At 64.3% G+C, this 24,197-nt stretch carries 24 protein-coding genes; 11 read left to right on the top strand and 13 right to left on the bottom strand.

The genetic code is table 11. From position 1 onward, the window contains the following. Positions 1-7 precede the first annotated feature (7 nt). The 8 genes from hemW to HU748_RS18930 form a co-directional block, all read right to left on the bottom strand. Positions 8-1,186, bottom strand: coding sequence for a radical SAM family heme chaperone HemW (hemW, locus tag HU748_RS18965; RefSeq protein WP_186721486.1), 1,179 nt, complete (start codon positions 1,184-1,186; stop codon positions 8-10). Further along, a complete protein-coding gene (rdgB, locus tag HU748_RS18960) occupies positions 1,183-1,779 on the bottom strand; it encodes an RdgB/HAM1 family non-canonical purine NTP pyrophosphatase (RefSeq protein WP_186665592.1) in 597 nt (198 codons plus the stop codon). The genes hemW and rdgB overlap by 4 nt, the downstream gene beginning before the upstream one ends. Continuing rightward, the gene (locus tag HU748_RS18955) at positions 1,776-2,210 is read right to left on the bottom strand and encodes a DUF4426 domain-containing protein (protein WP_186721484.1); all 435 of its coding nucleotides are present in this window, start codon (positions 2,208-2,210) and stop codon (positions 1,776-1,778) included. The genes rdgB and HU748_RS18955 overlap by 4 nt, the downstream gene beginning before the upstream one ends. A 24-nt stretch (positions 2,211-2,234) precedes the next feature. Continuing rightward, positions 2,235-2,855, bottom strand: coding sequence for a methionine biosynthesis protein MetW (gene metW, locus HU748_RS18950; RefSeq protein ID WP_186665596.1), 621 nt, complete (start codon positions 2,853-2,855; stop codon positions 2,235-2,237). 7 nt (positions 2,856-2,862) lie between these two features. Continuing rightward, positions 2,863-4,002: a homoserine O-acetyltransferase gene (locus tag HU748_RS18945; RefSeq protein WP_186665597.1), complete on the bottom strand. Its 1,140-nt coding sequence runs from the start codon at positions 4,000-4,002 to the stop codon at positions 2,863-2,865. An 88-nt stretch (positions 4,003-4,090) separates the two neighbouring features. After that, positions 4,091-4,681, bottom strand: a complete 591-nt coding sequence (locus HU748_RS18940) for a YggT family protein (RefSeq protein ID WP_186708676.1) — start codon at positions 4,679-4,681, stop codon at positions 4,091-4,093. 10 nt (positions 4,682-4,691) lie between these two features. Beyond that, positions 4,692-5,510 carry a pyrroline-5-carboxylate reductase gene (proC, locus tag HU748_RS18935; protein ID WP_186721482.1) on the bottom strand — a complete coding sequence of 273 codons (819 nt, stop codon included), beginning with the start codon at positions 5,508-5,510 and terminating at the stop codon, positions 4,692-4,694. Positions 5,511-5,548: 38 nt separating this feature from the next. Continuing rightward, the gene (locus HU748_RS18930; protein ID WP_186665603.1) at positions 5,549-6,235 is read right to left on the bottom strand and encodes a YggS family pyridoxal phosphate-dependent enzyme; all 687 of its coding nucleotides are present in this window, start codon (positions 6,233-6,235) and stop codon (positions 5,549-5,551) included. 65 nt (positions 6,236-6,300) lie between these two features. Here HU748_RS18930 and HU748_RS18925 point away from each other — a divergent pair, with 65 nt between their 5' ends. Next, on the top strand, positions 6,301-7,302 hold the full coding sequence (locus HU748_RS18925) for a PilT/PilU family type 4a pilus ATPase (protein WP_186665605.1): 1,002 nt from the start codon (positions 6,301-6,303) through the stop codon (positions 7,300-7,302). A gap of 82 nt (positions 7,303-7,384) precedes the next feature. Here the strand turns inward: HU748_RS18925 and HU748_RS18920 are convergent, their stop codons facing one another. Next, complete coding sequence (locus tag HU748_RS18920) at positions 7,385-8,017, bottom strand: NlpC/P60 family protein (protein ID WP_186665606.1); 633 nt, start codon at positions 8,015-8,017, stop codon at positions 7,385-7,387. A 168-nt stretch (positions 8,018-8,185) separates the two neighbouring features. Between HU748_RS18920 and HU748_RS18915 the strand changes: the two genes are divergently transcribed. Next, a complete protein-coding gene (locus HU748_RS18915) occupies positions 8,186-8,605 on the top strand; it encodes a TM2 domain-containing protein (protein ID WP_186721481.1) in 420 nt (139 codons plus the stop codon). 47 nt (positions 8,606-8,652) lie between these two features. Here HU748_RS18915 and HU748_RS18910 read toward each other — a convergent pair whose 3' ends face one another. From HU748_RS18910 to HU748_RS18900, 3 genes are all read right to left on the bottom strand, one after another. Continuing rightward, a complete protein-coding gene (locus HU748_RS18910; protein ID WP_186665608.1) occupies positions 8,653-9,360 on the bottom strand; it encodes an SPOR domain-containing protein in 708 nt (235 codons plus the stop codon). A 1-nt stretch (position 9,361) separates the two neighbouring features. Beyond that, positions 9,362-11,098 carry an arginine--tRNA ligase gene (argS, locus tag HU748_RS18905; protein ID WP_186721479.1) on the bottom strand — a complete coding sequence of 579 codons (1,737 nt, stop codon included), beginning with the start codon at positions 11,096-11,098 and terminating at the stop codon, positions 9,362-9,364. A gap of 132 nt (positions 11,099-11,230) precedes the next feature. After that, positions 11,231-13,450: a primosomal protein N' gene (locus tag HU748_RS18900; protein WP_186665610.1), complete on the bottom strand. Its 2,220-nt coding sequence runs from the start codon at positions 13,448-13,450 to the stop codon at positions 11,231-11,233. 167 nt (positions 13,451-13,617) lie between these two features. Between HU748_RS18900 and rpmE the strand changes: the two genes are divergently transcribed. From rpmE to HU748_RS18885, 3 genes are all read left to right on the top strand, one after another. Next, positions 13,618-13,833: a 50S ribosomal protein L31 gene (gene rpmE, locus HU748_RS18895; RefSeq protein ID WP_186665611.1), complete on the top strand. Its 216-nt coding sequence runs from the start codon at positions 13,618-13,620 to the stop codon at positions 13,831-13,833. Positions 13,834-13,835: 2 nt separating this feature from the next. Further along, positions 13,836-14,663 (top strand): thermonuclease family protein, encoded by an 828-nt coding sequence (locus tag HU748_RS18890; protein ID WP_186721477.1) that lies wholly within the window; start codon positions 13,836-13,838, stop codon positions 14,661-14,663. 175 nt (positions 14,664-14,838) lie between these two features. Next, entirely contained in the window at positions 14,839-16,107 is a 1,269-nt protein-coding gene (locus HU748_RS18885) for a malic enzyme-like NAD(P)-binding protein (protein WP_186665614.1), read from the top strand. Positions 16,108-16,236: 129 nt separating this feature from the next. Here HU748_RS18885 and HU748_RS18880 read toward each other — a convergent pair whose 3' ends face one another. Continuing rightward, positions 16,237-18,690, bottom strand: coding sequence for a penicillin-binding protein 1A (locus HU748_RS18880; protein ID WP_186665615.1), 2,454 nt, complete (start codon positions 18,688-18,690; stop codon positions 16,237-16,239). Between the two features lie 170 nt (positions 18,691-18,860). Here HU748_RS18880 and pilM point away from each other — a divergent pair, with 170 nt between their 5' ends. The 6 genes from pilM (at position 18,861) to aroB (ending at position 24,189) form a co-directional block, all read left to right on the top strand. Further along, positions 18,861-19,736, top strand: a complete 876-nt coding sequence (gene pilM, locus HU748_RS18875) for a pilus assembly protein PilM (protein WP_186721475.1) — start codon at positions 18,861-18,863, stop codon at positions 19,734-19,736. Further along, positions 19,733-20,266: a PilN domain-containing protein gene (locus HU748_RS18870; RefSeq protein WP_186665617.1), complete on the top strand. Its 534-nt coding sequence runs from the start codon at positions 19,733-19,735 to the stop codon at positions 20,264-20,266. Before pilM ends, HU748_RS18870 begins: the two co-directional genes overlap by 4 nt. A gap of 2 nt (positions 20,267-20,268) precedes the next feature. Then, positions 20,269-21,279 (top strand): pilus assembly protein PilP, encoded by a 1,011-nt coding sequence (locus HU748_RS18865; protein WP_186721473.1) that lies wholly within the window; start codon positions 20,269-20,271, stop codon positions 21,277-21,279. Next, the gene (locus tag HU748_RS18860; protein ID WP_186721506.1) at positions 21,227-22,471 is read left to right on the top strand and encodes a type IV pilus secretin PilQ family protein; all 1,245 of its coding nucleotides are present in this window, start codon (positions 21,227-21,229) and stop codon (positions 22,469-22,471) included. The genes HU748_RS18865 and HU748_RS18860 overlap by 53 nt, the downstream gene beginning before the upstream one ends. Positions 22,472-22,475: 4 nt before the next feature. Then, positions 22,476-22,994 carry a shikimate kinase AroK gene (gene aroK / locus HU748_RS18855; protein WP_186665619.1) on the top strand — a complete coding sequence of 173 codons (519 nt, stop codon included), beginning with the start codon at positions 22,476-22,478 and terminating at the stop codon, positions 22,992-22,994. A 97-nt stretch (positions 22,995-23,091) separates the two neighbouring features. Continuing rightward, on the top strand, positions 23,092-24,189 hold the full coding sequence (gene aroB, locus HU748_RS18850) for a 3-dehydroquinate synthase (RefSeq protein ID WP_186708690.1): 1,098 nt from the start codon (positions 23,092-23,094) through the stop codon (positions 24,187-24,189). The last annotated feature ends 8 nt before the right edge of the window (positions 24,190-24,197 follow it).

Genomic DNA, 24,197 nt, shown 5'->3' with positions numbered 1-24,197 from the left:
GTCATCCTTAATTCAAGAAGTACTGCAGCAGGTCGTTGAGGAACAACTGGCCCCGCGGTGTGGCCGCCAGTCGATCGGGTTCGACCTGCAGAAGGCCCTTTTGTTCGGCCCCACGGCGAGCTTCTGCCAACCGTGCCAGCGGCAGGCCGGTGCGTCGGGTGAACAGCTCGGCCTCCACGCCATCGGTCAGGCGCAGGGCATTCATCAGGAATTCGAACGGTAGCTCATCGGCGGGCAGCAGCTTCTCGCCCGCTTTGAAGGGCTTCGCCGGGTTGAGGTAGTCCTTGGGCAGGCGGGTCTTCCAGGTGCGCAGGATACGCCCGTCCGGGAACGACAGCTTGCCGTGCGCCCCCGCGCCGATGCCGATGAAATCGCCGAAGCGCCAATAGTTGAGATTGTGCCGTGCGGCGCGTCCTGGCTGGGCGTAGGCCGAAACTTCGTACTGGCGATAGCCATGGTCGGCCATCAGCGTCTGGCCGGCTTCCTGGATGTCCCAGAGGATGTCGTCCTCGGGCAGTTCGGGCGGCTGGTTCCAGAATACGGTGTTCGGTTCCAGGGTGAGCTGGTACCACGACAAGTGCGTAGGCGCGAGTGCGATGGCCTGGCGCAGGTCACCCAGCGCTTCGTCCAGCGACTGGTCCGGCAGGCCGTGCATCAGGTCCAGGTTGAAGTTGTCGAAACCTGCCGCGCGGGCCATGTCTGCCGCGCGCACGGCTTCATCGCCGTTGTGGATACGCCCGAGTTTTTCCAGCTTGGCCGGCTGGAAGCTCTGCACACCGATGGACAGACGGTTGATGCCGGTCTGGCGGTAGGCCTTGAACTTGTTCTGCTCGAAGGTGCCGGGGTTGGCTTCGAGGGTGATCTCGATCTCCGGGGCGAACGGGATACGTTGCTCGATACCGCGCAGCAGGCGACCCAGCGAGGCGGCACTGAACAGGCTTGGCGTGCCGCCGCCGAAGAAGATCGTGCTGATCGGGCGGCCCTGCACCGCAGGCAGTTCCTGCTCCAGGTCGGCGAGCAGCGCGTCGATGTAGTCGTCTTCGGGCAGCGTCGGGCCGGCCTGGTGCGAGTTGAAGTCGCAATAGGGGCACTTGCGCACACACCAGGGAATGTGGATGTACAGCGACAGCGGCGGGAGTTCTGGAAGGATCAGACCCGCCGGCTGCAGGGACGGCTGTTCGGTCATGCCAGGCCCAGACGCTGACGCAGCAGGGCCATGGCGCGGGCGCGATGGCTGAGCTGGTTCTTCTCGAGCGGTGCGAGGTCGGCGCTGGAGCAGTTGCGCTCCGGCACCCAGAACAATGGGTCATAGCCGAAGCCATGCTCGCCGCTGGCCTCGAACAGGATGCTGCCGTGCCACAGGCCTTCGCAGAGGATCGGCAGAGGGTCGTCGGCATGGCGTACCAGGGCCAGGACGCAGACGAACTGCGCGCCACGCTGCCCCTCGGGCACATCCTTCAGGGCGTCGAGCAGCTTGGCGTTGTTCGCCGCATCACCCTTGCCGTCGGCGTAGCGGGCCGAGTAGATGCCCGGTGCGCCGCCCAGGAAGTCCACCGCCAGGCCCGAGTCGTCGGCCAGTGCCGGCAGGCCGGAGAGGCGCGCGGCGTTGCGAGCCTTGAGGATGGCGTTCTCGACGAATGACAAGCCGGTCTCCTCCGGCTCGACCTGGCTGAATTCGCCGATCGAGCGCAGTTGCACGGAACCGCCAAGCATGGCCTGGAGTTCTTTCAGTTTGCCGGCATTGTGGCTGGCCAATACGAGTTGCTGGAAATTCATCATTCGCCTGGGAACACTTCCTGGTTGAAGCTGAGTGTGTGGCTGACGCCGCCGGTTTCGATGTTGAGGTCGAAGGTCAGGGTTTCAGCCTGTGCGATCTTGAACTGGGCGATGTAGTACACCGCACCCTGGTCGGTGATCTGCCTGAACGACAGCGGGCTGCTGCGGCCGGTGAGGTCCTTGACCGTTCCGCTGACCACCGCCGTGCCAGGCTTGCCGGCCTTGAGCACGGCGATGTTGAGCACGCCCTGGTTCTTGCTGCGGACAAGGCCGGTGGCTGCGGCGATGTCCGGCTGCAGCATGCTCGAGGTGAAGGCGCTGCAGTGCACCGTGACGTCGCCGAAGTCCTGCTTGCGCTCGGGACGGGCGGCATCGGCAGCCAGCACTGGCCATGCCAGGCACAGGCTGATCAGCAAAAGTGCGAGACGACGCATGGTGCCATTCCTCCGATAGGTGGATCAGACCGCGACCTGATGCTCTTGCAGCCCAGGACTGCTGACCCGATAGATGCCGATCTCTCCCAGAAGATTAGGCCAAAGCCGGCCGCCCCACCCGTTGCGGTGCAGATGGTCGACAGCGAGGCGGTCGAGCACCTTGGCGTTGCGCTCGCGGCACAGGTTCTCGAAGTCTTCGAAGGTGCAGAAGTGGATGTTCGGGGTGTTGTACCAGGTGTATGGCATGAAGTCCGACACCGGCATGCGCCCCTTGGTGGCCAGGTACCAGCGGCAGCGCCAGTGGCCGAAGTTGGGGAAGGTGATGATGCACTGGCGACCGACCCGCAGCATTTCGTCGAGAATGCGGTCGGGGTACTCCACCGCCTGCAGGGCCTGAGTCATGACCACCACGTCGAAGCTGTTGCTGGCAAAGTTGCCCAGGCCTTTGTCCAGGTCTTGTTCGATGACGTTGACGCCCTTGCTCACGCACTCGGCGATGTTGTCGGCGTCGATTTCCAGGCCATAGCCGGTGACGTTCTTGCGATCACGCAGCGAGGCCAGCAGTTCGCCGTTACCGCAGCCCAGGTCGAGTACCCGGCTGCCGGCGGGGATCCAGTCGTGGATGATTTCCAGGTCGGCTCTCATGCGGTCCTCAGAGGGTGATGCGGTTCATGTAGTTCGCGAAACCCTGCATGTAGCGCGGGGTCGGGATGAGGAAGGCGTCGTGGCCGTAGGGCGAGTCGATGTCCAGGTAGCAGACGTTCTTGCGCGCAGCCATCAGGGCATCGACGATCTCGCGCGAGCGGGCTGGCGAGAAGCGCCAATCGGTGGTGAACGACATGATGCAGTAATGCGCCGTGACATGCGCCAGTGTGGCGGCCAGGTCGCCATCGTGGGCGGCGGCCGGGTCGAAGTAGTCCAGCGCCTTGGTCATCAGCAGGTAGGTGTTGGCGTCGAAGCGCCCCGAAAACTCCTCGCCCTGATAGCGCAGGTAGCTCTCGACCTGGAACTCGACGCTGTGGAAGTCGTAGTTGAGCTTGTCGCTCTTGAGCTCGCGGCCGAATTTCTCGCCCATCGAATCGTCGGACAGGTAGGTGATGTGCCCGACCATGCGCGCCAGCATCAGCCCGCGCTTGGGGATCACGCCCTGGTCCTGGAACGAGCCGCCGTGGAATTCGGGGTCGGTGAGGATAGCCTGGCGTGCCACTTCGTTGAAGGCGATGTTCTGTGCCGACAGCTTGGGTGCCGAGGCGATGTCCACGCAGTGGCGCACGCGATCGGGGTAGGTGATGGTCCACTGCAGCGCTTGCATGCCGCCGAGGCTGCCGCCGACGATGGCGGCCCAGGTCTGGATGCCGAGGCGGTCGGCCAGGCGGGCCTGGCTGTGTACCCAGTCTTCCACGGTCAGCACCGGGAAGTCCGCGCCATAGGGCTTGCCGGTGGCCGGGTTGATGCTGCTCGGGCCGGTGCTGCCATTGCAGCCGCCCAGGTTGTTCAGGCTGACCACGAAGAAACGATTGGTATCGATCGGCTTGCCCGGGCCGATGCAGCTGTCCCACCAGCCCGGCTTGCGGTCGGTGTCGGCATGGTAGCCGGCGGCGTGGTGGTGACCGGACAGTGCGTGGCAGATCAGCACGGCATTGCTGGCGCTGGCGTTGAGCTGGCCATAGGTTTCGTAGATGAGTTCGTACGAGGCCAGGGCGCGGCCACAGGCCAGGGCCAGCGGTTCATCGAACCGGGCGATCTGGGGGGTTACCAGACCGACGGAATCTTCGGGAAAGACAGTGGACATCGACCCTGCTCACGCTTGACGGAGGCGTAAGTCTAAAGAGCGCTACCCCCAGCGGCAAGCAAAGGCTGCCGCTGGATGGCGCGGTGGGTCAGATCATCCGCCACAGCTCTCGCGGCATGCCGGCATAGGCAGCCAGTTGTGGCATCAGGAACGACTGGATCACCTGGATGGCGATGAAGGCGAAGATCGGCGAAATATCCATGCCGCCGAGGTTGGGCACCAGGCGACGGAACGGCGCCAGCACCGGCTCGCTGATCTGGTAGGCCAGTTCGGCGGCGGGATTGTGGCTGTTCGGCGCGACCCAGGAGACGATCACCATGACGATCATCGCGACCCAGAAAATCTTCAGGAACAGCGAGGTGATGCCGAGAATCGCCCACATCAGCAGGTGCAGGATGTCGCCGAAGGTGCCGTAGGTGACCATCAGCACGAAGGCCATCAGCAGTGCCTGGATCACGATCGCCAGCAGCAGCGAAGAGGTGTCCAGGCCAGCGATGCTGGGAATGACCCGGCGGATCGGCTTGAGCAGCGGCTGGGTGGCGCGCACGGCGAACTGGCTCAGCGGGTTGTAGAAGTCGGCCTTGACCAGTTGCAGCACGAAGCGCAGCAGGACGATCACCAGGTACAGGCTGACCAGGGTTTGCACCACGAAGATCGCGGCGCCGGACAATGCATTCATCGACAGCTCCTTATTTGCCCAATTGTTCGGCCAGCTCGGCGGAGCGCGTGGCCGCAGCCTGCAGCGCCTGCTCGACGATGGCCTCGAAACCGTTGGCCTGGAACGACTTGATCGCCGCTTCGGTGGTCCCGGCTGGAGAGGTGACGCGACGGCGCAGTTCGGCGGCATCGACATCGCTGGAAACCGCCATGTGCGCGGCGCCCAGGGCGGTCTGCAGGGTCAGTTGCGAGGCGGTTTCACGCGGCAGGCCGAGCTTTTCGCCCGCAGCGGTCATGGCCTCGATCAGCAGGAAGAAATACGCGGGGCCGCTGCCGGAGACCGCGGTCACGGCGTCCAGTTGCTGTTCCTGGTCCAGCCACAGGGCGGTGCCGACCGCAGTCAGCAGTTGCTCTGCCTGCTGGCGTTGTTCGCCGGAGACCTGTGCAGTGGCGTACAAGCCGCTGGCGCCCTGGCGCAGCAGCGATGGCGTGTTGGGCATGCAGCGCACCACCGGGATCTCGCCCAGCCAGCTCTGCAGGCTCTGGCAGGTGATGCCGGCGGCGATGGACACCACCAGTTGGCCGGCCTTGAGGCTTGGCTTCAGGGTTTCGCACACGGCCTTCATGACCTGTGGCTTGACCGCCAGCACGATCACATCCGCGCCATCGATGGCCTGGGCGTTGTTTTCGAAGGTTTCGATGCCGTGCTCGGCATTGATCCGGGCGCGGGTCTCGGCACCCGGGTCGCTGGCGCGGATCTGCGCGGCGTCCAGGCCCTGGGCGCGCAGGCCGCCGATCAGGCTGGCGGCCATGTTGCCGGCGCCGATGAAGGCAATACGAGTCTTGCTCATGTCAGGTCCTTGAAGGAGAGAGTGAGTAAAGCATGGAATCAGGGCTGCCCGTAGTCGCGGGCGCCGAACAGGGCGGTGCCGATACGGACCCAGGTCGCACCCTGGGCGATGGCCGCCTCCAGGTCGTGGCTCATGCCCATGGACAGCGTGTCCAGGCCAAGGCCGAGGCTTTCCTGCAACTGGCGCAGGCAGGCGAAGGCGGCCTCCTGGGTGGCGCGGTCGTCGCTGGGCTCGGGAATCGCCATCAGCCCGCGCAGGCGCAGGTTGGGCAGCTTGGCCACGGCCTGGGCCAGTGCCGGCAGGTCGACCGGGGTGCAGCCGGATTTGCTGTCTTCGCCGCTGACGTTCACCTGCAGGCAGACGTTCAGCGCCGGCAGGCCGCTGGGGCGCTGCTCGCTCAGGCGTTGGGCGATTTTCAGGCGATCCACGCTGTGTACCCAGTCGAAGTGTTCGGCAATGGCCTTGGTCTTGTTCGACTGGATGGGGCCGATGAAGTGCCAGATCAAGGGCAGGTCGCGCAATTCATCCTGCTTGGCCAGGGCTTCCTGCAGGTAGTTCTCGCCGACGTCGCGTACGCCAGCGGCGTGGATTTCGCGAATGGCGCTGGCGGGCTTGGTCTTGCTCACGGCCAGCAGGTGCACGCTGGCGGTGTCGCGTCCGGCGGCTCGGGCCGCGTTGTCGATGCGTTCGCTGATAGCGCGAAGGTTGTCTGCTAGGGTGGACATGGATCGATGCCGGCAGCTCAGTGGTGTGCGGCATTCTACCTGCTTGATGGCCTTTGGGGAGTCTCATGGATGTGACCGACCTGCTGGCCCGGGCCGTGGCGGCGGGGGCTTCGGACCTGCACCTGGCTGCGGGCGAGGCGCCGCTGTGGCGTCTGGACGGCGAATTGCAGCGCCTGGCGTTGCCCGTGCTGCAAAGTGAAATGATCGAGCAAGGCATGGCGGCTTGGCTCGATGCGCCTCATCTGCACCAATGGCTGGCGGGTGACGAAATCGACCTGGCCCTTGATTTGCCTGGGCTTGGGCGTTTTCGTCTGAACCTGTACAGACAGTATCGGGGGCTGGCCGCGAGCTTGCGGCTGATACCTGCACAGGTGCCGACGGTCGAAGAACTCGACCTCACGGAAGTGTTTCGAGCCATTGCCGAGAGCCGTGATGGCCTGGTGCTGGTAGGTGGTCCGACCGGCAGTGGCAAGTCCAGTACCCTGGCTGCGTTGATCGCGCAGCTTGATCGTGAGCGCTCAAACCATATCCTCACATTGGAGGATCCGGTGGAATTCGTACACCGCGCCGAGCGTTGCCTGATCAATCAGCGTGAGATCGGTCGCCATAGCCGTGACTTTGCCCAGGGATTGCGCAGTGCCCTGCGCCAGGATCCGGATGTGATCATGATCGGTGAATTGCGTGACCTGGAAACCATCCGTCTGGCGCTGCGAGCGGCGCAGACCGGGCATTTGGTGCTGGCCACGGTGCATACGCGAACAGCCGCGAGCAGTGTCGATCGTCTGGTGGATGTGTTCGCCGCCGAAGAGAAGCCACTGGTGCGCGCCATGCTGGCCGAGTCGTTGCGTCTGGTGGTGGCGCAGGTGCTGGTGCGGCGGGTGGGCGGCGGTCGCGTGGCGGCGCGGGAGGTATTGGTGGCGACGCCAGCGGTGCGCAACCTGATTCGCGAGGGGCGCGTGGCGCAGTTGCAGTCGGTGATGCAGACCGGTGCGGCGCAGGGGATGGTGACGATGGAAGGGGCGATGCAGGCGCTGGTGGCGCGAGGGGTGATTCAGGGGGCAGGGTGAAGCAAGCCCTACAGATACCTCACCGCTGTTCGTGGGAGCGGGCTTGCCCGCGAAGAGTCCAGTGAGCCCCTGAGTATCCAGATCAGCGCTTGGCCAGGCGCAGCGCCTGTTGCTCCTTGGGCAGCACCCGCTTGGCAACCACGTAATGCTTCTGCCAGTAAGGCTTCTCGAGGCTGTCGATGCTCACCCGCTTGCCAGTACGCGGCGCGTGGATGAAGCGGTCGTTGCCCAGGTAGATGGCAACGTGATTGACCCGACGGCTCTTGATGTTGAAGAAGATCAGGTCGCCCGGCTTGAGGTCGTCCCGCGCCACCTTGACGCCATGCCCTTGGGCCATGGCATTGGACGTGCGCGGCAGGTCGACATCGGCGACATCGTTGAACGCATACTTGACCAGGCCGCTGCAGTCGAAGCCCTTGCCGGGCGTGCTGCCGCCCCAACGGTAGGGGGTGCCGAGCACATTGACCGCGCGGCTGAGTACTTCGCTGCTCTGCTTGGGCGACATCGCCGCGACCTGGAGCGCGTGGTTCTTGGCGGCATTGGCCGGGCGCGCGCGCAGGCTGACCTGCTTGGCTGGAGCGCGTTTCACGGAGGCATCGGCGTTGGTGGTGTAGCCGGTGAATCCGTTGGGAAGTCGTTGCTCACGGTTGGTGGCGTGGGCGGCCAGGGGTAACAATAGGCAGAGGGTCAGCCATGTCTTGAAGAAAGGCGGCATAGTTGAAGCTCTTTATGGATGTTTATAGGTGTCGGCGCGCAACTTTATAACAGCTTTTTGATCAAATCCTTATCCGTTGGTCGTGTGGCTGGGTACCATACGTCGGGGCAAAACGAAAAAGTCACATTTTTCGTTAGAAAATTTTCGGCTATCCCACGAGGGTTTTGAATGAATACGTATCAACAGGGTGCGCCGCTTCATGACACGCACAGCAAGGTCATCGGGTACCTGTTGTGGATCTTCGGCTTCACCGGCTCGCACCGTTTCTACTACGGCAAGCCGATCACCGGGACCATCTGGTTCTTCACTTTGGGCTTGCTGGGTATAGGCTGGCTGATCGACCTGTTCCTGATCCCGTCCATGGACCGCGAGGCTGACCTGCGGTTCCAGCCAGGGCGGGTGAACTACAGCGTGGCGTGGCTGCTGCTGACGTTCCTGGGTATCTTCGGCATTCACCGGCTCTACCAGGGCAAGTGGATCAGCGCACTGGTCTACCTGTTTACCGGCGGTCTGTTCCTGATTGGCGTGCTGTATGACTTCTGGACCCTCAACACCCAGGTGTCCGAGGTCAACAGCGGGCGGCGCTGACGCCGTTGGAAAAAAGGCCTTGTCGCAGTGCGGCAAGGCCTTTTTCGTTATTGGCGGGTCTGTCGCTGCTGCAACAGCAGGTTGTTGAAGCCTGCCCCGGCCAGCTGCTTCTGCGCCACGGTCAACTGCTCGCGGTTGCTGAACGGGCCGACCAGCACGCGGTACCAGGTCTCGTCCTTCACGGTTCCCGATTCCACCTTGACCACCTGGCCGAGCAGGATGATCTGCGCGCGCACCTTGTCGGCGTCAGCCTCCTTGCGGAATGAGCCGGCCTGGAGGAAGAACTGTGTCGTGGCCGCGGGTTTGATCACCGGTGGTGCGGGTGGTGGTGTCTGGCCCAGCAGCGCCGCCTGGGCGCGGGCGGTGTCGATCTTTGCCGCTTCCGCTGGCGTGACCGGCGTGGCGGGCTGTACCGGCTGGGCAGGCACGGGCGGCGTTTTTTCCGGTACCGCCTCGGGCGGCACGATCACTTCCGACTCCGGCAGCAGCGTGTAGAAGTCGTACTTGGGCTTGATCGGCTGCGGCGTGGTCGGCGCGGTGCCTTTGGTCGCCTCGGCGACCTTGGCGGGCTTCTGCTGTTCAGGCTTGGCACGCTTGATGTCGTCGCCGCCGGGCTCGAGCTTCATCAGGAAGACGATGAATGCGCCTACGGTCAGGCCGACCGCCAGCCACACCCAGCCCGGGATCGGCTGTTTGGCGGGTGGCTGGTGACGGCTGGCGCCGCGCTTGGGCGCGGGTTTTTTCTTGGCAGCCAACTTACATGCGCTCCAGGGTTTCCAGGCCGAGCAGTTCCAGGCCCTGCTTGAGGGTGCGGCCGGTCAGCGCGGCGAGGCGCAGGCGGCTCTGCTGCTGTTCGGCGGTTTCGGCGGCGAGGATCGGGCAGTTCTCGTAGAAGCTGGAGAACAGGCCGGCCAGGTCGTAGAGGTAGCTGCACAGCACGTGTGGGGTGCCTTTTTCGGCGACGTTGTTCAGCGTTTCGCCGAACTGCGCCAGGCGAGCGGCCAGGTCCTGCTCGTGGGCAGCCTGCAGCACGATGTCGCCCTCGACTTCGTCGAAACCCTTGCCCAGCTTGCGGAACACACCGGCCACGCGGGTGTAGGCGTAGAGCAGGTACGGCGCGGTGTTGCCTTCGAAGTTGAGCATCAGTTCGAAGTTGAAGCTGTAGTCGCTGGTCCGGTGCTTGGAGAGGTCGGCGTACTTCACCGCGCCGATCCCGACCACTTCACCGATATGACGCAATTCGTCTTCCGCCAGGCTCGGGTTCTTTTCCTTGACCAGCGCGTAGGCGCGTTCCTTGGCTTCGCTCAGCAGGTCGATCAGCTTCACGGTGCCGCCGTCGCGGGTCTTGAACGGGCGACCATCGGCGCCGTTCATGGTGCCGAAGCCCATGTGCTCCATTTTCATCGGGTGCCCGACGAAGCCTGCGCGGCGAGCTACTTCGAACACCTGGTTGAAGTGCAGCGCCTGGCGTTGGTCGACGAAATACAGGGCGCGATCGGCCTTGAGCACATTGCTGCGGTAGCGCACCGCGGCCAGGTCGGTGGTGGCGTAGAGATAGCCGCCGTCGGCCTTCTGCACGATCACCGGCAGCGGCTCGCCTTCGGTGTTCTTGAACTCTTCCAGGAATACGCACTGCGCGCCCTGGCTTTCGACCAGCAGGCCCTTGGCCTTGAGGTCGGCCACCACGTTGGCGAGGTCGGCGTTATAGGCGCTTTCACCCATCACGTCGGCCATGGTCAGCTTGACGTTGAGCAGTTCGTAGGTCTTCTGGCAGTGCGACAGCGAGATATCCTTGAAGCGCGTCCACAGCGCCATGCACTCGGGGTCGCCGGCCTGCAGCTTGACCACCAGCCCACGGGCGCGGTTGGCGAAGTCTTCGGATTCGTCGAAGCGCTTCTTCGCCGCGCGGTAGAAGTTTTCCAGGTCCGACAGCTCGTCGCTGGTGATGGGGTTTTCTTCCAGGTAGGCCAGCAGCATGCCGAACTGGGTGCCCCAGTCGCCCACGTGGTTCTGGCGGATCACTTCGTCGCCGAGGAACTCCAGTACACGCGCAACGCTGTCGCCGATGATGGTCGAGCGCAGGTGGCCGACGTGCATCTCCTTGGCCAGGTTTGGCGCCGACATGTCGATGACCACTTTTTCCGCTGCGCCGGCCTTGCGCACGCCCAGGTGGGCGTCTGCAAGTGCCGCGTTCAGGCGGTTGGCCAGGGCGTCGGTATTCTGGAAGAAGTTGAGGAAGCCGGGGCCGGCGATCTCGACCTTGCTGATGTCGGCGCTGGCAGGCAGGGCGGCGATCAGCTTGTCGGCCAGCTCGCGCGGCTTCATGCCAGCCGGTTTGGCCAGCATCATGGCGATGTTGCTGGCGAAGTCGCCGTGGGTCTTGTCGCGGGCGTTTTCCACCTGGATCGCTGGCGTCAGGCCTTCAGGCAACACACCTTCGTTGACGAGTTGGGTGAGGGCTTGCTGGATCAGCTGGCGAATGGTGTCTTTCATCGGGTTCTCTTTTCGACCGCAAGCGCGGTGCAGCGCTTCGATGCGCAGGTGGAAAAACGGAACATTATCCGTGGCCGGGGCTTGATTGCCAACCTTTACGGCTCGCGCAGGATTGCGCTGGCTTTCATGGCTTCAGTAGAGATCGACCGGGTCCACATCCAGCGACCAGCGCACCTGCCGCCCCGACGGCATCTGTTCCAACACTAGCAACCAGCTGCTGATCAGTCGATGCAGCGGCGCCCGGGCATTGGCCTGGATCAACAACTGCGCGCGGAAGCGCCCGGCGCGGCGCTCCATGGGGGCTGGTACCGGGCCAAGCAACTCGATGCCGGTCAAGCCCTGCTCGGCCAGCACGGCCTCTGCGGCGGCGCAGGCCTCGTCGAGAAAGGCTTCCGCCTGCCCGGGCTTGTGCGCTTCGGCGCGCAGCAGGGCCAGGTGCGAGAAGGGCGGCAGGCCAGCGGCGCGACGCTCGCTCAGGGCCTGCTCGGCGAAGGCGAAATAGCCCTGCTCGGTCAGTTGCACCAGCAGTGGATGCTCGGCCAGGTGGGTCTGCACGATCACCTTGCCAGGCTCCTCGGCCCGCCCGGCACGGCCGGCGACCTGAACGATCAGTTGCGCCATGCGCTCGCTGGCGCGGAAATCACCCGAGAACAGTCCGCCATCGGCATCGAGGATGGCCACGAGGGTTACCCGCGGAAAGTGATGCCCCTTCGCGAGCATCTGTGTGCCGACCAGAATGCTCGGCTGGCCGCGCTGGATGGTGGTGAACAAATGATGCATGGCGTCCTTGCGCGACGTGCTGTCGCGGTCCACGCGCAGGACGGGGTAATCGGGGAACAGGGTTTTCAGGCGCTCTTCGGCGCGCTCGGTGCCGGCACCGACTGGGCGCAGGTCGACGTGGGCGCATTGCGGGCATTGCAGGGGCAGGCGTTCGTCATAACCACAGTGGTGGCAGCGCAGTACGCCGGAGCGCTGATGCACGGTCATGCGTGCATCGCAGCGCGGGCATTCCGACAGCCAGCCACAGTCATGGCACAGCAGGGTTGGGGCGAAGCCTCGGCGGTTGAGGAACACCAGCACTTGCTGGCCGGCTGCCAGGGTCTGGCCGATGGCCTGCTGCAGCGGGCCACTGATGCCGCTGTCCAGCGGCAGGCTGCGCACGTCCAGGCGCATGAAGCGTGGCGGGCGGGCGCCGCCGGCCCGCTGGTTCATGCGCAGCAGGCCGTAGCGCCCGCTGTGGGCGTTGTGCAGGCTTTCCAGCGAAGGTGTCGCCGACCCCAGCAGGATCGGGATGTTCTCCTGGTGTGCGCGAACCACGGCCAGGTCGCGGGCGTGATAGCGCAGCCCTTCCTGTTGTTTGTAGGAGCCGTCGTGCTCTTCGTCGATGATGATCAGGCCCGGGTTCTTCATGGGCGTGAACAGTGCCGAGCGTGTGCCGATGATGATGTCGGCCTCGCCATCGCGGGCCGCCAGCCAGGCGTCCAGGCGCTCGCGGTCGTTGACCGCCGAGTGCAGCAGGGCGATGCGGGCATTGAAGCGCTGCTCGAAGCGCGCCAGGGTCTGCGGGCCGAGGTTGATTTCGGGAATCAGGATCAGCGCCTGCTTTCCGGCTTCCAGGGTTTCGCGAATCAGCTGCAGGTAGACCTCGGTCTTGCCGCTGCCGGTGACACCGGCCAGCAGGAAGGCATGGAAGCTGCCGAAGCCTGCACGTACGGCCTGGAAGGCGGCGCTCTGCTCGTCGTTGAGCGGCAGTTCCGGCTGGGCCAGCCAGCGGTCATGGCGTGGTGCCGGCAGATGCCGACGCACCTCGACCTGCACCAGTTCCTTGGCCAGCAGCAGGTCGAGGCTATCCTTGTTCAGGCCGAGTTTGGCCAGCACGCTGTGGGCCACGCCATGAGGGTGCTGGGCGAGGGCCTGCAAGGCCTCTTTCTGGCGCGGCGCGCGGGCGATGCGTGGGTCGTCCAGACGCGCGCCGGGAGTGGCATGCCAGAAGCGCTCCTGGCGAACTTCAGCCGCCTCGCCCTGACGCAGCAGCACCGGCAGCGCCCAGCTCAGGGTGTCGCCCAGGCTGTGCTGGTAGTAGTGGGCGGTCCACAGGCACAGCTTGAACAGCGCCGGAGGCAGCGGCGAGACCGGGTCGAGCAACTGGCTCGCCGGCTTGAGCTTGTCGGCAGGTACTTCGCTCTGCTCGCAGACCTCCACCAGTACACCGATCATCTCGCGCCGGCCGAACGGTACGCGGATGCGCATGCCTGGTGTCAGTTGCTGGCGTGCCATGGCGGCCGGGGCCCGGTAGTCGAACAGGCGACGCAGGGGCGAGGGCAGGGCAAGGCGCAGGATGACGTCGGACACGCGGCAAGTCTTCGTAGCTGGTCGGGAATCGCACGAGCCTAGCAGACGACGGTCGGTGCAAGCGACAACTTGCGCTGGCCTGAAGGTCTGGTATTATTCGCCGCCTAATTACGTGCGGTATTCAACAATTGGTGTTGGGTGGCGGCACGCAGCTCGAGGAAGTGACCATGAAAGCCGATATTCATCCGAACTACGAAGCAGTTGCTGTCACCTGCAGCTGCGGCAACAAATTCGAAACCCGTTCGACCCTGGGCGACACCCTGGCGATCGACGTTTGCAACCTCTGCCACCCGTTCTACACCGGTAAGCAGAAGGTCCTGGACACCGGTGGTCGCGTACAGAAGTTCGCCGATCGCTTCGGTATGTTCGGTACCAAGAAGTAATCATGCGCACGGCGAGCCCTTCGGGTTTCGCATTGCTGCAAAAGAAGGCGCCCCTCGTGGGCGCCTTTTTTGTGGGCGCAATCTGGCATGTTCCCGCGCAGGCCTTCTGCCCGGTACCCGAGGCGGTGCAGTCGGTGACGGTGCGTCAGGTCGTCGATGGCGATACCGTGCGTCTGGGGGATGGCCGCAGCGTACGGCTGATTGGCATCAATGCACCGGAGATCGGGCGCAAGGGGCGCACCAGCGAACCCTATGCCGAGGCGGCCAGGCGGCGGCTGGAGGCATTGGTGCAGGCCAGTGATGGCCAGGTGGGGCTGGTGCCGGGTGTGGAGCCCAGGGACAAGTACGGGCGCACCTTGGCGCACATCTATGGCCGTAATGGCGACAATCTTGAAGCGCAGCTGCTCAGTGAAGGCTTGGCCTATCGCGTTGCGGTGGCACCCAACGTCCGTCTGGTCGGTTGCCAACAACAGGCCGAGCAGGTCGCGCGCGCGGGTGGCCTCGGGCTCTGGCGGCAGTCGCCGGTCATCGCTGCAGGGCGCCTGAGGCAATCCGGATTCGCCGTGATCGGCGGCAGGGTCAGCGCGATCGATCGCAATCGAGGCGGCGTCTGGCTGGAGCTTGACGAGGCTGTGGTGGTGCAGGTCCCCGCTCGTCTGCAACGCGCCTTCCCCGACAGTTTCTTCGATAATCTCAAGGGGCATCAGGTCGAGGCGCGCGGCTGGGTGCTGGACCGTTCCCGCAAGGGCGGGCTCAAGCCTGGCCAGCGACGCTGGCTGTTGCCACTGACCGATCCGAGCATGTTGGAGCGGATTTCGGGGAAAAAATAGTTGTAGACATTATGGCCCTGGATTGTACACACTCAAGGTCGTAAGCCCCGCGGGTTGTAGCGTAAAGTCGTAGGCCAAGGGCCTTGACACATGTGACCGGGCAGTCTTGTCGCTTCCCGGCTCTTTGCGTATCCTCGGCGGTCCGTCAGAACAGTAAACAAGCGGAATGCCCACCATGTCAGACTTGAAAACCGCCGCTCTCGAATATCACGCTCAACCTCGCCCGGGGAAACTGAGCGTCGAACTCTCCAAGCCAACCGCCACCGCCCGTGACCTTGCCCTGGCCTACAGCCCAGGCGTCGCCGAGCCGGTACGCGAAATTGGCCGTGATCCGGAGCTGGCCTACAAATACACCGGCAAGGGCAACCTGGTCGCTGTGATCTCCGACGGTACTGCCATCCTCGGCCTGGGTGACCTCGGCCCGCTGGCCTCCAAGCCAGTCATGGAAGGCAAGGGTGTTCTGTTCAAGCGTTTCGCCGGTATCGACGTGTTCGACATCGAAGTCGAGTCGGAAAGCCCACAGGCTTTCATCGACACCGTTCGCCGCATCTCCATCACCTTCGGTGGCATCAACCTCGAAGACATCAAGGCACCTGAGTGCTTCGAGATCGAGCGCACCCTGATCGAACAGTGCGACATCCCGGTCTTCCACGATGACCAGCACGGCACCGCCATCGTGACGGCGGCCGGCATGATCAACGCCCTGGAAATCGCAGGCAAGAAGCTCGAAGACGCCAAGATCGTCTGCCTGGGTGCCGGCGCTGCCGCCATCTCCTGCATGAAGCTGCTGGTCAGCATGGGTGCCAAGGTCGAGAACATCTACATGATCGACCGTAGCGGCGTGATCCACGCTGGCCGCGACGACCTGAACCAGTACAAGGCGCAGTTCGCCCACGCCACCGACAAGCGCACCCTGGCTGACGCGCTGGAAGGTGCTGACGTGTTCGTTGGCCTGTCCGGCCCGAACCTGCTGAGCCCGGAAGGCCTGAAGTCGATGGCTGCCAACCCGATCGTGTTCGCCTGCTCGAACCCGGATCCGGAAATCGCTCCAGAGCTGGCTCACGCCACTCGCAGCGACGTGATCATGGCCACCGGTCGTTCCGACTACCCGAACCAGGTCAACAACGTACTGGGCTTCCCCTTCATCTTCCGTGGTGCCCTGGACGTTCGCGCCAAGCGCATCAACGAAGAAATGAAGATCGCCGCCGCCGTCGCCCTGAAAGACCTGGCCAAACTGCCGGTTCCGAAGGAAGTCTGCGAGGCCTACGGCGTCGAAGGTCTGGAATTCGGTCGTGAGTACATCATTCCGAAGCCACTGGACGCTCGCCTGATCACCGTCGTTTCCGATGCCGTGGCCAAGGCCGCCATCGAATCCGGTGTGGCGACCCTGCCGTATCCGAAGCACTACCCGCTCAAGAGCGTGGATGACGTGTTCAACGGCTGATACCGTTGTAGCGACATGAAAAAGCCCCGGCTCGCGAGAGTCGGGGCTTTTTATTGGCCGCTGTTCTACAGATGGCCGCTCCACCTGTAGAAGCGGCACAAGGCCGCTGCTACAGGTTCAAATCACCATTCAGAACAGATCCATCGGCGCCGCTTCATCGGCCGGCAGCGGGCTGCCCGGTGCTGCACCGTTGCCCAGCTCATCCACCGACGGTGGGGAATCCTCGGCCTTGAACAGCTCGAAGTAGGCGTTCGGCGTGCTTGGCGTCGCCGCGCGACCGCTGACCGGATCCACGCGTAGGCTGAGGATGCCCTCAGGCTCTGCCGGTGCGTGTTCAGGCTTGCCCTTGAGTGCCGGGCCCATGAAGTCCATCCAGATCGGCAGTGCAACGGTGCCGCCATATTCTCGGCGACCAAGTGTTTCAGGCTGGTCGAAACCGACCCAGACCGTGGTCACGTAGTCGGCGTTGTAGCCGGAGAACCAGGCGTCCTTGGATTCGTTGGTCGTACCGGTCTTGCCCGCGATGTCGCTGCGGCCCAGGGCCAGGGCGCGACGGCCCGTACCACGCTTGATCACATCCTGCAGCATGCTGGTCAGGATGTAGGTGGTACGGCCATCGACGATACGCTCGGCGATGGCCGGCGTTTGCGGTGGCGGGGCGATCTGGCCCAGTGCCGAAGGCGCGGTGCCCGGTTGTGGGAGCGTGGTGATCGGCTCTTCGGGCGCGGCGATGCCGGCCTGGTCCTGGTTGCCCTGGGGGACGCGTGCCGGGTTGGCGGTGAACAGGGTTTCGCCGTTGCGGCTTTCGACGCGCTCGATCAGGTATGGGTTGATCTTGTAGCCGCCGTTGGCAAAGGTGCTCCAGCCGGTGGCGATCTCCATCGGGGTGAGCGTTGCGGTACCCAATGCCAGCGACAGGTTGCGCGGCAGGTCCTGCTTGTTGAAGCCGAACTTGGCAATGTAGTCGATGGTGCGGTCGACCCCCATCGCCTGGAGCAGGCGGATCGAGACCAGGTTGCGCGACTTGTACAGCGCCTCGCGCATGCGAATCGGGCCGAGGAAGGTGTTGGTGTCGTTCTTCGGACGCCAGACCTTGTCGAGGTATTCGTCGACGAACACGATCGGTGCGTCGTTGACCAGGCTGGCGGCGGTGTAGCCGTTGTCCAGCGCAGCGCTATAGACGAAGGGCTTGAAGCTGGAGCCTGGCTGGCGCTTGGCCTGCATGGCGCGGTTGTAGTTGCTCTGCTCGAACGAGAATCCACCGACCAGGGCGCGGATTGCACCGTTGTTCGGGTCAAGCGTGACCAGTGCGCTCTGGGCGCCCGGCACCTGGCTGAACTTGAGCTTGCCGTCGTCCAGGCGTTGCAGGCGCACCAGGTCGCCGATCTGCGCGACGTCGGCCGGCGACTGAGGCGTGCGACCCTGGGCATTGCTGTTGATGAACGGACGGGCCCACTTCATCGTGTCCCAGGCCACGTCTTCGTCCTGGCCACCGCGGGTCATGACTTTCAGGCCGGTCTTGTCCACCTGGGTGACGATGGCCGGTTCCAGGCCGCCGAGGGTGCGTTGCTTGCCCAGTTCCTGCTGCCAGGCGGCGCGGGTCTTGCCTGGGAAGCGCGCTTCGGGACCACGGTAGCCGTGGCGCTCGTCGTATTGGGAGAGGCCGTTGAGGACTGCCTTGTTGGCGATTTCCTGCGTGTCGCTGGGCACGGTCGTGGTGACCCGGAAACCTTCGGTATAGGCATCGCTGCCGTAGCGGCCGACCATTTCGGCGCGGGCCATTTCGGCGACGAACGGCGCATTCACCTCAGGTGTCGGTACGTGATAGCTGGCGTTCAGCGGCTCGGCGAGGGCGGCCTGGTAGCTGGCCTCATCGATCTTGCCGAGTTTGTACATGCGGCCGAGGATCCAGTCGCGGCGCTCCTTGGCGCGCACCGGGTTGGCCAGCGGGTTGAAGCGCGAAGGGGCTTTCGGCAGGCCGGCGATCATCGCCATCTGCGCCAGGCTGACATCGCGGATCGACTTGCCGTAGTACACCTGCGCGGCGGCGTCGATACCGTAGGCGCGGTTGCCCAGGTAGATCTTGTTGACGTACAGCTCGAGGATTTCGTCCTTGGTCAGCTCGCGTTCGATCTGCAGCGCCAGGAGGATCTCGTTGGTCTTGCGCGAGAAGCTGCGCTCGCTTGTGAGGAAGAAGTTCTTCGCCACCTGCATGGTGATGGTGCTGCCGCCGGTCTGGATATGACCGGATTTCACCAACTGGGTCGCGGCGCGCATCAGGCTGCTCGGATCGACCCCGTAGTGATTGAGGAAATTGTCGTCTTCGGCTGACAGAAGCGCCTGGATGAACTGTGGGGGAATTTCCGCAAAACGAATCGGCGAGCGGCGCATTTCGCCAAACTCGGCAATCAGTTTGCCGTCGCTGCTGTACACCCTCAGGGGGATCTGCAACTGGATGCTTCTGAGCGAGTCGACCGAAGGCAGGCTGGGACTAAGATACAGAAACGCACCACTCAGACCGAGCACGAGCGCGCAGATGACGGCGACGAAAGACCACCAGAAGAACTTCAGCAGGCGTATCAAGGCTTTTGGGTGTCCAGGTTGAGAAGTGGAGTGCACGCAGGCCCGGCGGCCGGGGAAAAACGCTGGGCATTATAAGCATTTTCGCCCCGCCGGGTCATCGGTCGGTCGGGGCAAGGGGCGCAATCGCCCCGGATGGCAAGGGTTTGCCACGGTCATGAAAAGGAGCAGCGATGCTTGGACGCTTTGGCAGGGATGCCGGTTCAGTATTGGGGGTGGAAATTGCCTCCGATTCGGTGAGGATTGTTGAATTACAGCGGCGACGAGGGCGCCATGAGCTGACTGCCTGGGCGGTCGAGCCGATCCAGCGGGGCGGTGTCGATACTGAAGTGCAGGCGATGGCCCTGCGTCAGGCGTGGCATCGTTGTGGTAGCCGGTCTAGACGGGTTGCGCTGGCCGTGCCCGGCTCGCAGGTGATCTGCAAGGTGGGCCAGTTGCCCGCCGCGCTGGCGGAGTCCGAACGAGAGGCGCGTCTGCTGGCTGATGCCGAGCGGCTTTTCCCGTTCCCGATTGACGATCTGGCCCTGGACTTTCAGGTGCTTGGTACTTCGCAGCAGGCACCGGACATGCTCGATGTACTGGTCGGGGCCGCTCGCCAGAGCTTCCTGGAGCCTCTGTTGCAGCCATTCGAGGCGGCAGGCCTGGAGGTGGTTGTCGTCGAGCTGGACGGCCTGGCGCTGCGTCGTTTGCAGGCCGTCGAGTACTGTCGGCCACTGCTGCAGGTCGAGGCCGACAGCCTGACCCTGCATGGCTGGCCCGATGGCCCCATGCCTTGGCGCAAGGCGCAGAGGATCGAGCCTGGCGTAGGGACGACAGAATTTCTGACGCGCGTCGAGAGCTTGCTGGAGGGGGATCGCCCCTTCGAGCTGACTGCCGGGTTGATGGTCGGCGGCGGGGCGGCGACGGATGCTTGCGTGCGGTCGCTGGCGCGGCATTTCGGGTTCCCCTGTGAGCAGGTTTGCCCGCAGGGTGTCCACGCGGGTTCGCTGCCAGACCACTGCAGTGCCCTGGTCCTGCCCCTCAGCCTCGCCCTGGGAGGTGCGCAATGAACCTGCGCCTGAATCTCCTGCCCTGGCGTGAGCGCCAGCGTCTGGTGGCGCTGCGCAACTTCCAGCTGGTGTTTCTGGGCAGTCTGTTCGCAGCTTTTGTCGTGGTCATGCTGGTCGATCGGTTCGCCCATCTGCGCCTGAAGCAGCAAGCCGCTGCCGGTGTGCAGCGTCAGCAGCAGTTGCAGTGGCTGGATGGGCAAGTGGCACGTCTCGAGCAACTGCGCGAGGCGCACGCGGGCCTGCGTAGTCAGGTCGATGCGCTGGGTGGGCTGCGCTCGTCGCAGCACGGCGTGCCGCAGCTGTTGATCGAGATCGAGCTGGCGATGCCGCAAGGGATGCAACTGACCCGCCTGGACGTGCAGGGCGATCGTCTGCAGGTCAATGGCCTGGCGGTTTCTGCTGCTGTGCTGGCCCAGTTCATGCGCGACCTGCAGCGCTCGCCGGTACTCCTGGACCTTGAGCTCAAGCACGTCATCGCGCGCGCGGGTGGCGACGCATTTTTACTCGTTGCCCGGGTGGTGGCCTCCTGAGGATGCGCATTGCAGAGGTGCTGGGCTGGCACGAGATGGCCGGGCGCTCGCGTATGTACAGGGGCGCGGTCGTGGCCGCTGGTGTGTTGCTGGTACTGGCCTGCGGCTATCAGCTTCGTCTGCAGGAGGTGCGCGCAGCCTACCGTCAAGGCGTGGCGAGTGAAGTCGAGCAGCGGCGGCTGTTGCAGGCGCGGGAGCAACAGGTCCTGGCGCTGGATGACGCCGAGGCGGCGCTGGCCAGCGAGGAGAAGCGGCTGCGGGATGCGCGCTGGCGATTGTCGGGTGGCGAGAGCATGAGCGATCTGCTCGACCAGTTGGCGGTTTCGGGACGCACCTACGGCCTGGTTTTCGAGCGCCTCGACGTGGAAGAGGGCGTCGAGGCGCAGGGTTACCGCCAGGTGCCCTTGCAGATGCAGGTGAGTGGGCGCTATGCCGCCCTGCGTCCCTGGCTGGGCGAGTGGTTGGGGCAGTTGCGCCTGCTGCAGGTGACCCGTTTGCAACTGGAGCCTGCAGCAGACCGGCCGGGGCTATTGCAGCTTCAAGTGTCAGTGCAGGCATTTCATGCCGGCGAGACGCTGCCGGTGCCCGCTTCGCTGGCCGATGAGCCCGCGGGTCCGATCGGTCGGGCGCCGGAGCTGGACCCGTTTGCACCCTGGTCGTCGCGTCGGCATGTGGAGGGGTTGGCGGGGGTGCCACTGGAGCAGTTGGAGATGGTTGGCAGCCTGTCCCGCGCAGGGCAAACCCAGGCGCTGGTGCGCTGGGCCGGGCGTGTTTACCGGGTTGCCAAGGGGGACCGCCTGGGCCGTGAAGAGGGTGAAGTGATACAGGTCGACCAGGATCAGGTCGAGATCAGCGAGCGGCTGTTCAATGGTGGCGAGTGGCAACAGCATTCGAGCTACCTGACGTTAAGCAGGCGCACAGGCGCAAGGAGCGAACGTGAAGAGACTGTTGATCGGCATCATGGCGATGCTGCTGGCGCTACGGGCAATGGCGGAGCCCCTGTACAAAGGTGAGCCGCTTTCGCTGAACTTCCAGGACGTCGAGGTCCGTGCGGTACTGCAGGTGCTAGCCGATTATGCCGGCATCAACCTGGTGGCCAGTGACACGGTGCGGGGCAATGTCACCCTGCGGCTGCACGAGGTGCCTTGGGACCAGGCGCTGGACCTGGTGTTGCGCAGCCGGGGGCTGGCCAGGCGCGAGGAGGGCAACGTGCTATTGGTCGCGCCCGCTGCCGAGCTCGCCGAGCAGTCGCGCGAGGCGCGCATCGACCAGGCACTCGAGGCGCAGTTGCAGCCGCTGCGTCGGGAGTTGCTGCCGATCCATCACGCCGATGCGTCCGACCTGGCGAAACTGTTGCTGGAGAGCCTGGCGGATGACGGCCCCGCAGCAGGGCGCGGCAGCTTGAGCGTGGACTCGCGGACCAACACCCTGATCGCCACCCAGTCTGCCGCGCGCCTGGCCGAGTTGCGGCAACTGGTGGCGCACCTGGATGTGCCGGTGCGCCAGGTAATGATCGAGGCCCGGATCGTCGAGGCCAACGTCGATTATGAGAACGTGCTCGGGATTCGCTGGGGAGCAGGGCTGGGTGGTATGCCAGGGCGGCCCGCCGGTGAGCTGTTTGTCGATCTCGGCGCGCAGGGGGCGACCTCTGGCGTGGGAGTGGGGCTGGTGCGTGGCGATGTGCTGCTTGACCTGGAGCTCAGTGCCATGGAGAAAAGCGGCAATGGCGAGATCATCTCCCAGCCCAAGGTGGTCACTGCCGACAAGGAAACCGCGCGGATCCTCAAGGGCACCGAAGTGCCGTACCAGCAGTCGAGCAAGAGCGGTGCAACCTCCGTGGCATTCCGCGAGGCATCGCTGTCACTGGAGGTCACGCCGCAGATCACCCCGGATGGCAAGGTCATCATGGCGGTGCGGGTGACCAAGGACGAGCCGGACTACCTCAATGCCCTCAACGATGTGCCGCCGATCCGCAAGAACGAGGTCAACGCCAAGGTGCGAGTGGCCGATGGCGAGACGATTGTGATTGGTGGCGTGTACTCGACGTCGCATAACAATGTGGTGGACAAGGTGCCATTTCTTGGCGATCTGCCGTATGTTGGACGGCTGTTTCGACGCGATGCATTACAAGAGAAAAAATCTGAGCTGCTGGTCTTCCTGACTCCGCGTATCATGGGTGACCGGGCGATAGCTGTGAGTCGTTGATTCTGTGCGAAATTTGATACTTGTAGGGCCCATGGGCGCCGGTAAGAGCACCATCGGGCGCCTTTTGGCCAAAGAGCTGCGCCTGCTGTTCAAGGATTCCGACAAGGAAATCGAGCTGCGAACCGGCGCCAACATCCCGTGGATCTTCGACAAGGAAGGCGAGCCGGGCTTCCGTGATCGTGAGCAGGCGATGATTGCCGAGCTCTGCGAGCTCGACGGCGTGGTTGTCGCAACCGGTGGCGGCGCGGTGATGCGCGAAGCCAATCGCCAGGCGTTGTACAAGGGCGGGCGTGTCATCTACCTGCATGCTTCGGTGGAACAGCAGGTTGGCCGCACTGCGCGTGATCGCAACCGCCCACTGCTGCGGACCGCCAACCCGGAAGCCACGCTTCGTGCATTGCTGGAAACCCGCGACCCGCTCTATCGCGAGATCGCCGACCTCGTGGTGGAAACCGACGAACGGCCACCGCGCATGGTCGTGCTCGATATTCTCGAGCGTTTGCAGCAGTTGCCGCCCCGCTGAGCCGGGACTATCCTCGGCGACCAACGCCGGGGCGAGGTTGAACGTTACCGCGCTGGCCGCTCAGGCAAGGCCGCGCCAAAGCATATTGTGGGGATACATGCAGACATTGAAGGTCGATCTGGGCGAACGTAGCTATCCGATCTACATTGGCGAGGGCCTGCTGGACCAGCCCGAGCTGCTGGCGCCGCACATTGCCGGACGGCAGGTCGCCATCGTCTCCAACGAAACCGTCGCGCCCCTGTATCTCGAGCGGCTGAGCAAGACGCTCGGCGCCTGGTCGGTGCTACCAGTGGTGCTGCCTGACGGCGAAGCCCACAAGAACTGGGAAACTCTTCAGCTGATTTTCGATGCCCTGCTCACGGCCCGCCATGATCGGCGCACCACTGTGGTCGCGCTGGGCGGCGGAGTGATCGGCGACATGGCTGGATTTGCCGCGGCCTGTTACCAGCGAGGTGTCGACTTCATCCAGGTGCCGACCACGCTGCTGTCCCAGGTGGATTCGTCAGTTGGTGGCAAGACCGGCATCAACCACCCGCTGGGCAAGAACATGGTCGGTGCCTTCTATCAGCCCAACGCGGTGCTGATCGACACCACCAGCCTGCGTACCCTGCCACCCCGCGAGCTGTCGGCAGGTCTCGCTGAAGTGATCAAGTACGGCCTGATCTGCGACGAGCCATTCCTCGGCTGGCTGGAAGACAACATGGCGGCGCTGCGCAAGCTCGATTCCGTGGCGCTGACCGAAGCCATCCGCCGCTCCTGTGCGGCGAAGGCGGCGGTGGTGGGCGCCGACGAGCGTGAGTCCGGTGTGCGTGCCACCCTGAACCTCGGCCATACCTTCGGCCATGCCATCGAAACCCACATGGGTTACGGGGTATGGTTGCATGGCGAGGCCGTCGCTGCCGGGACCGTCATGGCCCTGGAGATGTCCATGCGCCTGGGCTGGATCGACCAGTCGGCGCGTGATCGCGGAATTCGCCTGCTGCAGGATGCAGGCTTGCCGGTGGTGCCCCCACAGGAAATGACCCCGGCGCATTTCATGGAACATATGGCGGTCGACAAGAAGGTGCTCGACGGACGCCTGCGCCTGGTGCTGTTGCGCCAGATGGGCGAGGCCGTGATCACCGACGACTATCCGAAAGAGATTCTTCAGGCCACGCTTGCAGCGGATTACCGCGCGATCGTGGCGCAGCTTTGAGGTTGTGA

Origin of the sequence: Pseudomonas sp. RW3S2, from assembly GCF_014268955.1 — a bacterium.
GTDB lineage: Bacteria > Pseudomonadota > Gammaproteobacteria > Pseudomonadales > Pseudomonadaceae > Aquipseudomonas > Aquipseudomonas wayambapalatensis.
This window is presented reverse-complemented; position numbering and strand designations above follow the sequence as displayed.

What these genes read in the sequence shown, in the direction of transcription:
- HU748_RS18930 (WP_186665603.1), bottom strand. Translation starts at nt 6,235, where the DNA reads ATGTCCACCCTAGCAGACAACCTTCGCGCTATCAGCGAACGCATCGAC.
- aroB (WP_186708690.1), top strand. Translation starts at nt 23,092, where the DNA reads ATGCAGACATTGAAGGTCGATCTGGGCGAACGTAGCTATCCGATCTAC.
- pilM (WP_186721475.1), top strand. Translation starts at nt 18,861, where the DNA reads ATGCTTGGACGCTTTGGCAGGGATGCCGGTTCAGTATTGGGGGTGGAA.
- HU748_RS18860 (WP_186721506.1), top strand. Translation starts at nt 21,227, where the DNA reads ATGGCGATGCTGCTGGCGCTACGGGCAATGGCGGAGCCCCTGTACAAA.
- HU748_RS18870 (WP_186665617.1), top strand. Translation starts at nt 19,733, where the DNA reads ATGAACCTGCGCCTGAATCTCCTGCCCTGGCGTGAGCGCCAGCGTCTG.
- HU748_RS18920 (WP_186665606.1), bottom strand. Translation starts at nt 8,017, where the DNA reads ATGCCGCCTTTCTTCAAGACATGGCTGACCCTCTGCCTATTGTTACCC.
- HU748_RS18915 (WP_186721481.1), top strand. Translation starts at nt 8,186, where the DNA reads ATGAATACGTATCAACAGGGTGCGCCGCTTCATGACACGCACAGCAAG.
- rpmE (WP_186665611.1), top strand. Translation starts at nt 13,618, where the DNA reads ATGAAAGCCGATATTCATCCGAACTACGAAGCAGTTGCTGTCACCTGC.
- HU748_RS18945 (WP_186665597.1), bottom strand. Translation starts at nt 4,002, where the DNA reads ATGTCCACTGTCTTTCCCGAAGATTCCGTCGGTCTGGTAACCCCCCAG.
- HU748_RS18865 (WP_186721473.1), top strand. Translation starts at nt 20,269, where the DNA reads ATGCGCATTGCAGAGGTGCTGGGCTGGCACGAGATGGCCGGGCGCTCG.
- hemW (WP_186721486.1), bottom strand. Translation starts at nt 1,186, where the DNA reads ATGACCGAACAGCCGTCCCTGCAGCCGGCGGGTCTGATCCTTCCAGAA.
- HU748_RS18890 (WP_186721477.1), top strand. Translation starts at nt 13,836, where the DNA reads ATGCGCACGGCGAGCCCTTCGGGTTTCGCATTGCTGCAAAAGAAGGCG.
- HU748_RS18885 (WP_186665614.1), top strand. Translation starts at nt 14,839, where the DNA reads ATGTCAGACTTGAAAACCGCCGCTCTCGAATATCACGCTCAACCTCGC.
- HU748_RS18940 (WP_186708676.1), bottom strand. Translation starts at nt 4,681, where the DNA reads ATGAATGCATTGTCCGGCGCCGCGATCTTCGTGGTGCAAACCCTGGTC.
- argS (WP_186721479.1), bottom strand. Translation starts at nt 11,098, where the DNA reads ATGAAAGACACCATTCGCCAGCTGATCCAGCAAGCCCTCACCCAACTC.
- rdgB (WP_186665592.1), bottom strand. Translation starts at nt 1,779, where the DNA reads ATGATGAATTTCCAGCAACTCGTATTGGCCAGCCACAATGCCGGCAAA.
- HU748_RS18925 (WP_186665605.1), top strand. Translation starts at nt 6,301, where the DNA reads ATGGATGTGACCGACCTGCTGGCCCGGGCCGTGGCGGCGGGGGCTTCG.
- HU748_RS18955 (WP_186721484.1), bottom strand. Translation starts at nt 2,210, where the DNA reads ATGCGTCGTCTCGCACTTTTGCTGATCAGCCTGTGCCTGGCATGGCCA.
- proC (WP_186721482.1), bottom strand. Translation starts at nt 5,510, where the DNA reads ATGAGCAAGACTCGTATTGCCTTCATCGGCGCCGGCAACATGGCCGCC.
- metW (WP_186665596.1), bottom strand. Translation starts at nt 2,855, where the DNA reads ATGAGAGCCGACCTGGAAATCATCCACGACTGGATCCCCGCCGGCAGC.